We start from the raw sequence: 14,320 nt of genomic DNA on the forward strand, positions 1-14,320 counted from the left end.
GACTTCAATGTCAGAAGTGAAAACATTGCCAAAACGAGAAGAAGTTTCAAAAGAATTAACATGGGATCTAACCGTCATTTTCAAATCAGATGCTGAGTGGGAAGAAGCAATCAAGAAAACAGAACAAAAAGTTAAATCAATCTCCGATTTGAAAGGGACTTTAGGCAATGGATCAGGAGCATTCTTAAAAGCTCTTGAAACTTTGTTGGACGTCTATCGTTCGTTCGGATCTGTTTATGTGTATGCACACTTGAAAAATGACCAGGATACATCTAACAGTACTTATCAAGCGATGAATGACCGCGCCCGATTACTAGCAACAAAAGCCGGTGAAGCGACTTCATGGTTTGAACCTGAATTACTCTCCTTATCTGAAGAAACGATTCAACAGTATTTTGAGGAAGAATCTTCTCTGCAGCTTTATAAACATTACGTCGAAACGTTGACTTCTAATCGCGAGCACGTGCTGTCCGCTGAAATGGAAGCTCTGTTGGCAGGAGCTAGTGATATTCTTTCTTCCTCCAGTCAGACATTCAGTGTTTTGAACAATGCTGATTTGAGTTTTCCAAAGGTCAAAGGAGAAAACGGAGAAGAAGTCCAATTATCACATGGGATGTACGGCCAATTGCTGGAAAGTACAGATCGCGAAGTAAGAGCAGAAGCTTTCAAAAAAATGTATGAAATTTATGAAGGGTTAAAAAATACCTTTGCCAGTACATTATCTGCTAATGTTAAAAATCATAATTACCAAGCATCAGTGCATCATTTCAAGTCTGCACGTGAAAGAGCATTATCTGCTAACCATATTCCTGAAGCAGTACATGATACATTAATAGAAGTTGTCAATGATCATCTGCCTTTATTGCACCGTTATATGGCACTGCGTAAAAAGTTGTTAAATGTTGAAGAATTGCATATGTATGATCTTTATACACCGATTACAGGGGAAGCAAGTCTGAAATACACTTATGAAGAAGCAAAAGACGAAACCTTAAAAGGACTGGCACCATTAGGAGACGAGTACAAAGAAGTACTGACGACGGCTTTCGATAACAGATGGATCGATGTCGTAGAAAATAAAGGCAAGCGCAGTGGTGCATATTCTTCAGGAGACTATGATACTAATCCTTATATTTTATTAAACTGGCACGATTCATTGAATCATCTGTATACATTAGTTCATGAATTAGGACATAGTGCCCACAGTTACTTTACACGTTCGAATCAGCCGTTTGTGTATGGGGACTACTCTATTTTCTTAGCAGAAATTGCTTCTACAACCAACGAAAACATCCTGACAGATTATCTATTGAAAACAACAGATGACCCTAAGGCAAGAGCGTATGTATTAAATCATTATCTCGATGGATTTAAAGGGACTGTTTTCCGTCAGACACAATTTGCTGAATTCGAGCATTTTATGCATGAAGAAGCAGCAAAAGGAACGCCTCTGACAGCTGAATATCTTAGCCAGAACTATGCAGAAATCAACAGCAAATATTATGGAGAAGCAGTTGAAAAAGACCCTGAAATTCAATATGAATGGGCTCGTATCCCTCATTTCTACTATAATTACTATGTGTATCAATATTCAACAGGTTTCTGTGCAGCTACAGCACTAGCAGACAAGATTCTTGATGAAGAAGAAGGTGCATTAGAACAATATCTTGATTATCTGAAAGCTGGCAGCAGCGACTTCCCAATTGAAGTTATGAAAAAAGCTGGTGTGGATATGACAAATAAAACGTACATTGAAAAAGCAATGAAGGTTTTTGAAGAAAGACTGAATGAACTGGAAAGTGTTTTAAAAGAACTAAACCTTTAATATAAGAAGAACAAAAAAAGCCCGGGATTTTTTCCGGGCTTTTAATGATTCTATTAAACCGTTTGGAAACGGTATTTGGTTTTTATATCTGAATCTTCTGTAGAAAGTGCTTGATCGGAACATAAACCGTGCAGAAGTTGTTTAGAAATGACAGAGTCGATGCGGTATCCATATTCTTCATCAGAGTCATTGAAGAGTACACAAGCTGGTGTATCCTGTACAGCCATCTCTTGAGCTAACTTCTGATCTTTTGTAAATGCGCGTTTTGCTAAATCAGAGTTCAAGTCTTCCTCAAACATTTCCAGATCAAGCTTTGCAGATTGCGCGCTTTCCATTACTACATTTCTGGATAATACATTTCTATTTTCCATGATACTGTTTTGCAGGATCATCAAGAAATTTCGAGCCTTCTTTTTACCTTGCATAGAAGCAGCGGCAAATGCCAGACTAGCATTAAAAGAATCGGTATATAACTTGTTGCGGTGATCGACAGATGTTGGATTTGTTTTTTCATCCAGCAGTTGTTTTTTAACAGATCGGAAATTCAAAAGCGGGATGAAGCGAACTTTGACTTTTTCTTCGCGCTCTTTTGAAAATGATTCAATCATTTCTTCTGCTTCAAAACTTTTTCTGCCTAAAGGGTTGATAAATAAAAATATTTCGATTGTATTAGTTAAAGCCATTAAACTCACCTTATATTATAGATTTTTGTTGAGTGTGTTACTTATTTGAACACTCGGTATATTGTCTGTTAATCTAGCGTCTATTAATAGGACGGGTTGTCCTTTACAGTTAATAGATTAACAAAGACCATAACAGAATAATAATTATCTGCACGGATTTTGTCATAAAATTCTACAGGCTGTGACAATTTCGTCACAAATAACATCGAAACCATAAAAAGCACTAATATTCTATATTTAAGGCAGCAAATGCTCGAGCGATTTTATTCGGAGTTTCCCGTTTAGGTATATGGAGTTCTTTGAGTAACTGCTCAAAAAGTTCTGTTCCTTCTGCAGCAGTAGAGCTCTCTACTTCAAGTTCGTAGTCTACTTGATCGGCATACCAGCTTTTGTCTAAAACAATTAAACTATTCTTTTCCGCTTTTTCGACTCGTTTTGTTTTCAGCTGTGCAAAGACTTGTATTGGTAATGTTAAATCGATGTCATAACTGGTTAAGACTTCTGCAATTTTCCCTTCTGGTTTTAAAGTTCTATTTTTAATGAGAGTTCTTGCTTCATCTAACTGCAACATATGGTTGGTTTCTAACAGATGACCTTTATGAGGAGATTTTAGAGTCATCTCGGCCTGCTGATCTTTAATACGAATCCTTAAAGCCAATCGTTTTTGTTTTAAAGAAAAATCTTTCGTATCAAAATAAATATTTTCTTGTACAAAAGAGTTATCTTCTGCAAAGTTCAGCGTTTTATATAACCCAGCATATTCTGATTCAGTTAATAAATTTTTATATTCAATCTCAATATTCTGATTCATTAGTACCCTCGCTTTGTCGTCTCTGTTACGGATTTATCCTTAAATATGGTACAATAGAATTGACAAGAATGAAAGAAGGAAATGAAAAGAAGGTTATTTAAATGGACAGAGACTGGGAACTGTTTTTACTTCCTTATACACAAACGGTAAATGAATTAAAAGTAAAACTAAAAGGTATCAGAACGACTTATCAGCTAAATAAAATGCATGGTCCTATTGAATTTGTGACTGGTCGAGTGAAACCTATCAATAGTATTTTGCTGAAATCCAGAACACGCAATATATCCTTAGAAAAATTGGAAACTGATATGGAAGACCTTGCTGGCATTAGGATTATGTGTCCTTTTGTAGAAGACATCCATGATGTTGTAAGACTGCTTAAACAGCGGCACGATTTAAAAGTTGTGCAGGAAAAAGATTATGTTTCGCATAAAAAAGACAGCGGCTACCGTTCTTATCATTTAATCTGTGAGTACCCTGTACAATTGATTGATGAAGTGAAGTATGTTTTAGTTGAAATCCAGATTCGTACATTAGCGATGAACTTCTGGGCATCTATAGAGCATTCTCTAAATTATAAGTATCAGGGAGAGTTTCCCGAAGAAATTAATTTAAGACTGCAAAAAGCAGCTGAATCGGCTTTTCAGTTGGATGAAGAAATGTCTACCATTCGCGAAGAAATAAAAGAAGCTCAGCGAAATTTTATCTTCAAAGAGCAAGAGCCTCGTCATGATCAAACTCATTGGAAGGACTAGTTATTGTGAGAATAGCCATCGTATATAACTCAACGGGGAAATCAAATAAAGTTTATAAAAAACTTCAAGCTATGCTCGAAGAAAATCAGTTTACGATCGACCAGAAGCAGCCGGACATTGTCATTTCGATTGGCGGAGACGGAACTTTATTGTCAGCTTTCCATCGGTATGCTCATATACTCGATAAAGTGAGATTTATTGGGGTTCATACCGGTCACTTAGGCTTTTATACTGACTGGAGAGAGTATAATATCGGTGAATTGATTGAAAGTCTAAAAACCGATAATGGAGAATATGTACAGTATCCTTTACTGGATGTGGAAGTTTATTATAAGAATAAAATGAACCCTACTCACTTTCTGGCTCTGAATGAATCTACGATCAAAAGAGTGGATGGGACTCTGGTTTGCGATGTGCATATTCGCGATGAACAGTTTGAGCGTTTCAGGGGAGATGGACTTTGTATCTCTACTCCGACTGGATCCACAGGATATAACAAATCGATCGGCGGAGCCGTTCTGCATCCAAGGCTTGAGGCCTTGCAGCTGACGGAGATGGCATCCTTGAATAACCGTGTTTTCCGTACATTAAGCTCTCCTATGGTCATCGCACCGGATGAATGGATCAAGATTCGTCCTATAGATACAGATGATTTTGTACTGACCATTGATCAGGTTGTTACAAACGAAACTCAAGTTGAAGAGCTGAGATTCAAAATAGCAACTGAACGAATCCGTTTTGCTCGCTATCAACATACACATTTTTGGAGCAGAGTTGAAGACGCCTTTTTAGGAGCCAAACAAAGTAAATCGTGATAGTATTTTCATGTCGATTCTTTACATATGTATTGAATAGAAAGCTGAATCCTGAATCCACTTCTTGCAGCGATAGGAGAAGTGGATTCAGTTTTTTTATCATACATTTTCAATAGGGAAATTTGAGATGTTATAGAGTATCATTGTTACAAAAAATACGGAGTAAGTAAGAGAAGATATGTTAAAATAGTTGTCATTGTAAAAACTAAAGAAGCAAGTGTTTATTTAGGAGAGAGAATTAGTAATGATTATTGAATGGAAATACGAAGAAATAGAACCAAAACCCTTAAAAACCTTTTTAAAAGAAAAAGAAGTTTCTAAAAAAATGCTGGCTAAAGTGAAATTTCGAGGAGGAGAATTGGAAGTAAATGGTAAGGCTGTACGTGTTAGAGAAACACTGCATACCGGAGACACAGTGAAAATGTCTATCCCCGTTGAACCAGCTAATCCTTACTTGATTCCTTCTTACGAGCCGTTATCTGTCCTTTTTGAAGATGAGCATTTTCTTGTTGTAAATAAACCTGCCGGTACGGCTTCTGTTCCATCCTCGACCCATAGAGAAGATACGATGGCTAACCGGGTAAGAGGATATGTTGAGCAGAAAAATTATTCCCATAAAACCGTCCATGTTGTAACAAGGTTAGATAGAGAAACGTCAGGAGCCATGCTGTTTGCAAAAAATGCTTTTGCGCATTCAATGATTGACTTGAGGTTAAGAAGAGGGGAAATTCATAAACATTATCAAGCCGTTGTTTCTAATCAATTATCCAAGGAACACGCACTGATTGACGCTCCCATAGGAAGAACGGAAGATTCAATCATTACCAGAAAAGTCAGAACTGACGGTAAGCCGTCGTTAACAGAGTATTGGATAAAAGAACGATTCAGCCATGCGACTCTTGTCAATGTCAAACTCCATACTGGTAGGACACACCAGATCAGAGTCCATTTTGCACATATGGGTTATCCATTAATAGGTGATGATCTTTATGGAGAGACCAGCGGACAATTCGCTCGCCAAGCCCTGCACTGTGATGAACTTTCATTTCAGCATCCATTCACTAAAGCAGAGCTTACGATTCCGGCCTTGTTGCCGAGTGATCTGCAAAAGCTGCTTGAACAATTAAGGAAATCAGTAAACAAATAGCAATGAAAAAAGCAAATTTTGACAATAATACAACAGTGATAATAGAAGTGTCAGGTTAGTTGGACCCAAAAAAAACACTGTTTTGCAGAATTTCACAAAACAGTGCCATTTTAAAGCTTAGTCAAGCAGCTTAATCATAAAATGATGGGGAATTCCGGCATCCATAAATCCTTCGCCTTCAACGGTAAAGCCGGATTTTTCATAGAACGGACTCGCATGATCCTGCGAGTCTAGTATCAGTTTCTTGCCACTAAGAGATCGAGCCTTTCGTTCGATCTCTGCCATTAACTGTTTGCCTGCTCCAGTTTTTCTTGCAGATTGCATGACGGCTACACGCTGAATTTTAAACACACCGGGTGTCTTCTCATATATTCTGGCTGTGGCAGAAGGTGTTGAATCAATATAACCGACTAAATGTGTTGTTTTGTCTTCAAATTCATCAATTTCTAACTCTGCCGGCACGTTTTGTTCTTTTACAAATACCTCTTTTCGAATATGTACCGCTTCTTTGTATACATCGCTGGCTAAATCTTCAGTCCACTTAAACTCCATCTGATCCGCTCCTATCAAGTCTGATTTTTAATATCTTATCACTTTTTTTAGTTTTTAGTCAAAGAATCGCAACAACTGCCTCTTTAATTTAGGTGACAGCTGTCATATAATGAAGTGTACTATACGATTTACTAAAGCGTAGAGGAGAAATGCAAGTGGTCAATTGGAAAAATTCTAAAATAATGTTTTGGACGGTATGGTTTTTGGCTGTTGCTTTGCTGATCTTTATACTCCAACAAATTGATTTCATCTTAAATCCAGTACTTGCTATTTTAACCTCATTGTTTATGCCGTTATTAATTGCAGGGTTTTTATTTTACTTGTTAAATCCCATTGTAAGACTTTTAGAGCGAATAAGAGTAAAAAGAATTTATGGGATATCGCTCGTTATGATTCTCTTGATTGGAGTGGTGGTCCTAACGGTGCTGCTTGGTATTCCGATGTTAGTAGAGCAGACTAGTCTGCTGATTGCAGGAATTCCAGAATTCATTAATGAGTTAGATTTTTACTTCCATAAACTGGCAGAAGAACCTTATATGGCACAAGTAGACTTCGACACGATTCTTATGAATATCGATGTATGGCTGCGCAACTTAGGGTCTAACTTGTTAGGCGGTGTGATGACCAGTGTAGGCAGTGTCATACAAAGTTTAACAGATTTCCTTTTTATGTTCATTACTATTCCGGTTATTCTGTTTTATATGTTGTATGATGGTCATAAATTTCCGAAATATATTGAAAATGTCAGTCCTGAAAAATATAAAAAGTATTCAAAAGAGTTGGTCTTAAAGATAAATGACACGATTGCCAGCTATATTAGTGGAAAAGGAATGGCATCTTTGCTAGTCGGTGTTATACTGTTTATTATGTACACACTGGGAAGCATACCTTATGCATTTTTATTATCTGTATTTGCAGCGATAACCAATTTTATCCCTTATGTCGGTCCATTTTTAGGTGCAGCTCCTGCAATTGTGGTCGGTTTGATAGACTCTCCAGGAAAAGCACTGCTGGCAGCAGTATTCGTACTGATTGTTCAACAGCTGGATGGGAATCTGTTTACACCATTCTTAGTGGGAAAATCTTTATCCATACATCCTCTAACAGTGATTTTAATCTTACTGGCTTCGGCTAATATTGCAGGACTTCTAGGGATGTTAATTGGTGTGCCTGTCTTTGCTATTATCAAAACTGTTGTAGTGTATATATTGAAAATCAATAAAGAAAAAAAGATTACTTTAACCGAATAAAAAAATAATGGTGCAGGTGCAGAAAATGTAAAATTGAAAATTATAGAAACTCTTAATAGAAACTCTTATAAGAACAAGCAATTTATAAAAGAAGGAAGTTATTATGTCGAGTGAGATAAAAGAAAATAAACAATTGAAAAAAGAAGTGGATACACGACGCACATTTGCGATTATTTCCCACCCGGATGCTGGGAAAACGACCATTACTGAACAACTTTTACTGTTCGGCGGAGCTATTAGACAAGCTGGAACGGTAAAAGCAAAAAAATCCGGAAAATTTGCTAAATCAGATTGGATGGAAATCGAGAAGCAGCGTGGAATATCTGTTACCAGTTCCGTTATGCAGTTTGACTATGACGGAAAAAGAATCAATATATTGGACACCCCTGGTCACGAAGATTTTTCAGAAGATACGTATCGTACTTTGATGGCAGTGGATGCGGCAGTCATGGTAGTGGACAGCGCAAAGGGGATTGAAGAGCAAACGAAAAAACTTTTCAAAGTTTGTCGTATGCGCGGTATTCCTATTTTTACATTTATGAACAAATTGGATCGTGACGGTAGAGAACCGCTGGAATTAGTAGAAGAACTGGAAGAAGTGTTGGAAATCGATGCTTATCCTATGAATTGGCCGATTGGTTCTGGAAAAAATTTCCTGGGATTATATGATTTGTTCCACAATAGAATTGAAATGTTCCGTCCGGAAGCATCTAACCAAGGAGAACGGTTTGTGGCTTTAAATGATGAAGGGGAGATTGAAGGAGATCATCCTCTGAAACAAGAGAGCCTATACGACCAAGTTTTAGAAGAAGCCCTGCTGCTAAAAGAAGCTGGGAACGACTTTTCTGAAAAAGCTATATTAGATGGAGAATTGACACCGGTATTCTTCGGATCAGCTTTAACAAATTTCGGTGTTCAAACCTTTTTAGAAACATTCCTGCAATTTGCTCCAGCACCAGCTGAGCATATTGATGCAGACGGTAAAGAAATTGCACCGACCAAAGAAGAATTTTCAGGATTTATCTTTAAGATTCAAGCCAACATGGATCCTAAGCACCGAGACCGTATTGCCTTTGTAAGAATCTGTTCTGGAGATTTTGAACGTGGAATGGATGTAACACTGGCTAGAACCGACAAAAAAATGAAATTATCCAACTCGACTCAGTTTATGGCTGAGAACAGAGAGTCAGTCAAAGGAGCGGTTGCTGGAGATATCATCGGGCTATATGATACTGGGAATTTCCAGATTGGGGATACGATTTATGAAGGGAAACAATCCGTTCAGTTTGAAAGTCTGCCTCAATTCACACCGGAACTCTTTGTAAAAGTAGAACCGAAAAATGTAATGAAACAAAAATCATTCCATAAAGGGATTCAGCAGCTTGTACAAGAAGGTGCGATCCAGTTATATAAAACGTACCATACTGAAACGTATATTATTGGAGCCGTGGGACAATTGCAGTTTGAAGTATTCCAGCATCGTATGCTGAATGAGTATAATTCAGAAGTAGTGATGACGTCCATCGGCAGCAGGATTGCGCGCTGGATAGACCCTGAACAACTGGATGAGAATATGGGTTCTAGCCGGAATATGCTGGTAAGAGACCGATTCGATCGTCCGCTGTTTTTATTCGAGAACCAATTTGCAGAACGCTGGTTCAGTGATAAATATCCAGATGTAGAACTGACATCATTATTGTAAAAAATAAAATAAGTGAAAAAAACCTGCTTGTTTCGGATAGATTTCCGAAACAAGCAGGTTTTTGTATTTAAGATTATTCTTCTTCAGTTTGCGGGTTGTTATCTGATGATTGATTAGATTCATCAGAGGAAGATTCAGTTGTACGATATTCTGAAGCTTTCTTAATAACAATCGCGTCATCTTCAACGGTAGCAATGATTTGTCCTGTTTCTGGATGGTTCAGGTAGTATTCAGCTACTTTATCTTCGATCTGTTCTTCAATAACTCGGCGTAGCGGACGAGCACCCATTTTTGGATCGTATCCAAGATCAACGAGTTTTTCTTTTGCCTGGTCATCTACAGTGACAGTAATATCATGTTGCTTCAATGCATCATTAATATCGTTCAGCATCAAAGTGATGATCTCCATCAGGTTTTCTTTAGTGAGTGAGTGGAATTCTACAATGCCATCAAATCGGTTCAAAAATTCCGGCTTGAAGAACTCGCCTAGATTATTCAATAGAGAATGTTGGCGGCCACTCATTTGAGCTCCAAAACCGACACTGGATTCTACGTTTGTCGTTCCTGCATTACTGGTCATAATAATGATCGTTTCTTTAAAGTTGACTGTGCGGCCTTGAGCATCTGTCAACCGACCATCATCCAGAATTTGTAAGAACATATGCAAAACATCTGGATGAGCTTTTTCAACTTCATCAACTAAAATCAGGCTGTACGGATTTCTGCGGATTTTTTCGGTCAATTGACCGGCTTCTTCATATCCGACGTAACCAGGAGGAGAACCAATTAATTTAGACGTACTGTGTTTCTCCATAAATTCACTCATATCTAATCTGACATAAGATTCTTTGCTTCCGAATAGTTCTTGGGCCAGCGTTTTAGCCAGCTCAGTTTTTCCGACACCAGTAGGTCCGACAAATAAGAATGAACCGATAGGACGATTTTTCTGGCGCAGACCGATTCGGTTTCTGCGTATTGCTTTAGCCACTTTTTCAACAGCGTTATCTTGTCCTATAACATGTTTGCGCAGGGAATCTTCGAGATCGCGTAATTGTTCTTGTTCTTTTTCTTTTAAGTCTCCGACAGGGATACCGGTTTTTTGTTCAATAATATTTACCATATCAGTTTCTGTAACTTCCGGCAATTCAGAATCAGGGGTTTGCTGATTCAACATTTCTTTATGTTTTGCAACTTGATCACGATAGAAGGCTGCTTTTTCGTAATCCTCTTGTTCAAGTGCTTCTTGTTTTTGCTGCTCCGCTTCATTGATTTTCTGTTCAACAGCAGCAGGATCAACTGTACGGATTGTCAGATTCTTTTTAGAACCTGCTTCATCCAACAAATCGATGGCTTTATCCGGCAGGAAACGATCCTGGATATAGCGGTGAGATAACTCTACAGCACTTTTGATCGCTTTGTCTGTATATTTGACATGATGATAATCTTCATACTGTTTCTGAATACCTTTAAGAATGGTTTCAGTCTGTTCTACAGAAGGTTCCGCAACTCTTACTGGCTGCAAGCGACGCTCTAATGCCGGATCTTTTTCGATTTTACGGTATTCATTCAGTGTAGTCGCTCCAACCATCTGCAGTTCGCCGCGAGCAAGCGCAGGTTTCAAGATGTTTCCTGCATCCATGCTGCCTCCGTCTGCCGATCCAGCTCCTACTAATTCATGGACTTCATCAATGAATAGGATAATAGAATCATTCTCACGAAGTTCTTTTATCAATTGCTGCATGCGTTCTTCAAATTGACCACGAATACCCGTGCCTTGAACTAGGGCCGCGACATCTAAACGTATAACTTCTTTATTTAATAATTTTTGCGGTACTTCATCATTGACGATTTTTAAAGCTAATCCTTCAACGATAGCTGTTTTACCTACACCAGCTTCTCCTGTAAGAACAGGATTATTTTTAGTGCGGCGATTTAAAATCTCTATGACTCGTTCAATTTCTCTATCGCGTCCGATTACTGGGTCGATTTTACCTTCTTTTGCCATTTGAGTTAAATCTACTCCGTATTCACCTAATAAACCGCCGCGTCCTTGGTTTGGATTGCGAGGGGGTTGTTGTCCGTTGCCACGGAAGTTTTGTTGATTAGGCGGTGTTTGTTGATTTCCAGGCTGCTGACTGCCTTGAGAAAGCGCTCTGAACAAATCATCAAAATTACCGAATCCGAATGGGTCTTGTGCTGATCCTTGATTCATTCTACCTTGCTCCTCTTGTTGTCTGATTTCTCTATAGCATCTCTGACAAAGGTCAATGTCTCGTTTTTTTCCATTAATACTTGTTGTTAAATGAATAGTTGCATTGCGTTGCATACATCTTTGACAAATCATGCTGCTGCACAACCTTTCTTTAAATATTATCTTAACTTCATTATACAATGATTGAAGCAAAAGGTCAGTTAATACCATCTATTCTGTAACAGAACAGTAAGGAAAGTCAGCTGCTTATAATCTGAAAAGCGTTTTGACCAATTTTGACCTATTGCTAATTTATATTATACTCTGACCTATTTTGACTTTCAAGTGTTAAATCCCTCGAAATAGTAAAAAATAGTTGTAGGGTTTGGGAAAAAATGGTAATCTGTATAGGAAGAAAGGTGAATAATGGCTTAATATGCCTATTCTATAGTGTTTATACACTAAGAAGGTATAAGTCTTTTTTGCTATTTTCAAAACTACTATTTTGTAAAGGGGAAACTTACAATGGAAAAACGCACTTACAACGTAACAGCAGAAACAGGTATCCACGCTCGTCCAGCTACTTTACTTGTACAAACTGCAAGCAAATACAATTCAGATATTACTTTGGAATACAAAGGAAAATCTGTTAACTTGAAATCAATCATGGGTGTTATGTCTCTAGGCGTTGGCCAAGGAGCAGATGTAACCATTTCTGCTGAAGGTGCAGACGAATCTGAAGCAATCGAAGGAATCGACCAAACTATCAAAAACGAGGGAATGGCTGAATAATGGCATCACAAGTAACAGGTATTGCTGCAAGTGATGGAATTGCTCAAGCTAAAGCTTATTTGCTAGTAGAACCTGATTTATCTTTTGATAAAAAGACAGTTTCAGATGTAGATTCTGAAGTTGCTCGTTTACAGGCCGCTATCGATACAGCGAAAGAAGAGCTGGTCAATATCCGTTCTATCGCAGCTGAATCTTTAGGAGAAGAAGAAGCACAAGTCTTTGATGCACATACTATGGTGCTTTCTGACCCAGACTTGATCGATCAAACCAACACTGTGATCAAAGATCAGCAAATCAATGCTGAAGCTGCTTTACAACAAACATCTGATATGTTCATCAATATGTTTGAAGCAATGGAAGATAATCCATATATGCAAGAAAGAGCAGCAGATATTCGCGATGTACGAAAACGTGTGATGTCTCATCTGCTGAATGTTAAACTTCCGACACCTGCGACGATTGATGAAGAAGTGATCATTATCGCAGAGGATTTAACACCAAGTGATACTGCTCAATTGAATAAACAATTTGTAAAGGCTTTTGTGACGAATGTCGGCGGACGTACTTCTCACTCTGCTATCATGGCTCGTTCATTGGAAATTCCTGCGATTGTAGGAACAAATAATATTACGGAAATGGTTTCAGAAGGAGACTTTTTAGTCGTTGACGGTATGGAAGGCGATGTATTCATCGACCCTTCTGAAGAAACAAAAGAAACCTACAAAAAGAAAGCGGCTGACTTCGAAGCACTGAAGCAAGAATGGGAACGTCTGAAAGACGAGAAAAGTGTCACTAAAGACGGGAAACATGTTGAACTTGCTGCAAATATCGGAACGCCTAAAGATTTGAAAGGTGTTCTAGAAAATGGCGGAGAAGCTGTTGGTCTTTACCGTACTGAGTTCTTGTACATGGACTCTAAAGAGTTGCCTTCTGAAGATGACCAGTATGCGGCTTACAAAGCTGTGCTGGAAGGTATGGATGGTAAACCAGTAGTTGTCCGTACAATGGATATAGGTGGAGACAAAGAGCTTTCTTATCTAGAATTGCCGAAAGAAATGAATCCTTTCTTAGGATACAGAGCTATTCGAGTGAGTTTAGATCAAGACAACATCTTCCGTACACAATTACGTGCGCTACTACGTGCATCTGTACACGGAACGTTAAGAATCATGTTCCCAATGATCGCTACTCTTCCAGAATTCAGAGCTGCTAAAGCGATTTTAGAAGAAGAAAAAGCGAAATTGACTGCAGATAATGTTGAAGTAGCAGATGATATCCAAGTAGGAATCATGATTGAGATCCCAGCTGCTGCGGTTCTAGCAGATCAGTTCGCCAAAGAAGTTGACTTCTTTAGTATTGGAACAAATGATTTGATCCAATACACAATGGCAGCTGACCGTATGAATGAACGCGTTTCTTACTTGTATCAACCATACAATCCTTCAATCCTGCGTCTGATCAAGAACGTGATCGATGCTGCGCATAAAGAAGGTAAATGGGCAGGTATGTGTGGAGAAATGGCTGGAGACCAAACAGCAGTACCGCTGCTAGTTGGACTAGGTCTTGACGAATTTTCAATGAGCGCTACCAGCGTATTGAAAACACGCAGTTTATTAACACACTTAGATACAAATGAAATGAAAGAATTGAGCGAAAAAGCATTAAACGAATGTACAACTTCTGAAGAAGTGGTTGCACTAGTTGAACAATATACTGCTCAATAATCATATCCTTAAAAACACCTTAAATGACGAATTCGTCTTTTAAGGTGTTTTTTCGTAATGATTTCAATATCAT

The 14,320-nt window shown here is 38.3% G+C and carries 12 protein-coding genes; 8 read left to right on the top strand and 4 right to left on the bottom strand.

Annotated elements, in window-relative coordinates; genetic code table 11:
• Window positions 1–7 precede the first annotated feature (7 nt).
• Window positions 8–1,825 carry an oligoendopeptidase F gene (gene pepF, locus B6F02_RS04320; protein WP_080146146.1) on the top strand — a complete coding sequence of 606 codons (1,818 nt, stop codon included), beginning with the start codon at window positions 8–10 and terminating at the stop codon, window positions 1,823–1,825.
• Between the two features lie 53 nt (window positions 1,826–1,878).
• Here pepF and B6F02_RS04325 read toward each other — a convergent pair whose 3' ends face one another.
• Window positions 1,879–2,508, bottom strand: a complete 630-nt coding sequence (locus B6F02_RS04325) for a DsbA family protein (protein ID WP_080146147.1) — start codon at window positions 2,506–2,508, stop codon at window positions 1,879–1,881.
• Window positions 2,509–2,731: 223 nt separating this feature from the next.
• Complete coding sequence (locus B6F02_RS04330) at window positions 2,732–3,319, bottom strand: CYTH domain-containing protein (RefSeq protein ID WP_080146148.1); 588 nt, start codon at window positions 3,317–3,319, stop codon at window positions 2,732–2,734.
• A 101-nt stretch (window positions 3,320–3,420) separates the two neighbouring features.
• Between B6F02_RS04330 and B6F02_RS04335 the strand changes: the two genes are divergently transcribed.
• From B6F02_RS04335 to B6F02_RS04345, 3 genes are all read left to right on the top strand, one after another.
• The gene (locus B6F02_RS04335) at window positions 3,421–4,074 is read left to right on the top strand and encodes a GTP pyrophosphokinase (protein ID WP_080146149.1); all 654 of its coding nucleotides are present in this window, start codon (window positions 3,421–3,423) and stop codon (window positions 4,072–4,074) included.
• Between the two features lie 5 nt (window positions 4,075–4,079).
• Window positions 4,080–4,889, top strand: a complete 810-nt coding sequence (locus tag B6F02_RS04340; RefSeq protein ID WP_080146150.1) for an NAD kinase — start codon at window positions 4,080–4,082, stop codon at window positions 4,887–4,889.
• A gap of 244 nt (window positions 4,890–5,133) precedes the next feature.
• Window positions 5,134–6,036, top strand: coding sequence for an RluA family pseudouridine synthase (locus B6F02_RS04345; RefSeq protein WP_080146151.1), 903 nt, complete (start codon window positions 5,134–5,136; stop codon window positions 6,034–6,036).
• A gap of 117 nt (window positions 6,037–6,153) precedes the next feature.
• Here B6F02_RS04345 and B6F02_RS04350 read toward each other — a convergent pair whose 3' ends face one another.
• Window positions 6,154–6,588, bottom strand: a complete 435-nt coding sequence (locus B6F02_RS04350) for a GNAT family N-acetyltransferase (RefSeq protein ID WP_080146152.1) — start codon at window positions 6,586–6,588, stop codon at window positions 6,154–6,156.
• Between the two features lie 155 nt (window positions 6,589–6,743).
• Between B6F02_RS04350 and B6F02_RS04355 the strand changes: the two genes are divergently transcribed.
• Both B6F02_RS04355 and B6F02_RS04360 read left to right on the top strand, forming a co-directional pair.
• The gene (locus tag B6F02_RS04355) at window positions 6,744–7,838 is read left to right on the top strand and encodes an AI-2E family transporter (protein ID WP_179128522.1); all 1,095 of its coding nucleotides are present in this window, start codon (window positions 6,744–6,746) and stop codon (window positions 7,836–7,838) included.
• A gap of 103 nt (window positions 7,839–7,941) precedes the next feature.
• Window positions 7,942–9,540, top strand: coding sequence for a peptide chain release factor 3 (locus B6F02_RS04360; RefSeq protein WP_080146154.1), 1,599 nt, complete (start codon window positions 7,942–7,944; stop codon window positions 9,538–9,540).
• Between the two features lie 73 nt (window positions 9,541–9,613).
• Here the strand turns inward: B6F02_RS04360 and B6F02_RS04365 are convergent, their stop codons facing one another.
• Window positions 9,614–11,884 (bottom strand): ATP-dependent Clp protease ATP-binding subunit, encoded by a 2,271-nt coding sequence (locus B6F02_RS04365; protein WP_080146155.1) that lies wholly within the window; start codon window positions 11,882–11,884, stop codon window positions 9,614–9,616.
• Between the two features lie 372 nt (window positions 11,885–12,256).
• On the opposite strand from B6F02_RS04365, the gene B6F02_RS04370 reads away from it, so the two are divergent.
• Window positions 12,257–12,523, top strand: a complete 267-nt coding sequence (locus B6F02_RS04370) for a phosphocarrier protein HPr (RefSeq protein ID WP_080146156.1) — start codon at window positions 12,257–12,259, stop codon at window positions 12,521–12,523.
• Window positions 12,523–14,247: a phosphoenolpyruvate--protein phosphotransferase gene (gene ptsP / locus B6F02_RS04375; protein WP_080146157.1), complete on the top strand. Its 1,725-nt coding sequence runs from the start codon at window positions 12,523–12,525 to the stop codon at window positions 14,245–14,247. Before B6F02_RS04370 ends, ptsP begins: the two co-directional genes overlap by 1 nt.
• Window positions 14,248–14,320: the final 73 nt, after the last annotated feature.

Origin of the sequence: Marinilactibacillus piezotolerans, from assembly GCF_900169305.1 — a bacterium.
Classification (GTDB): Bacteria; Bacillota; Bacilli; order Lactobacillales; family Carnobacteriaceae_A; genus Marinilactibacillus; species Marinilactibacillus piezotolerans_A.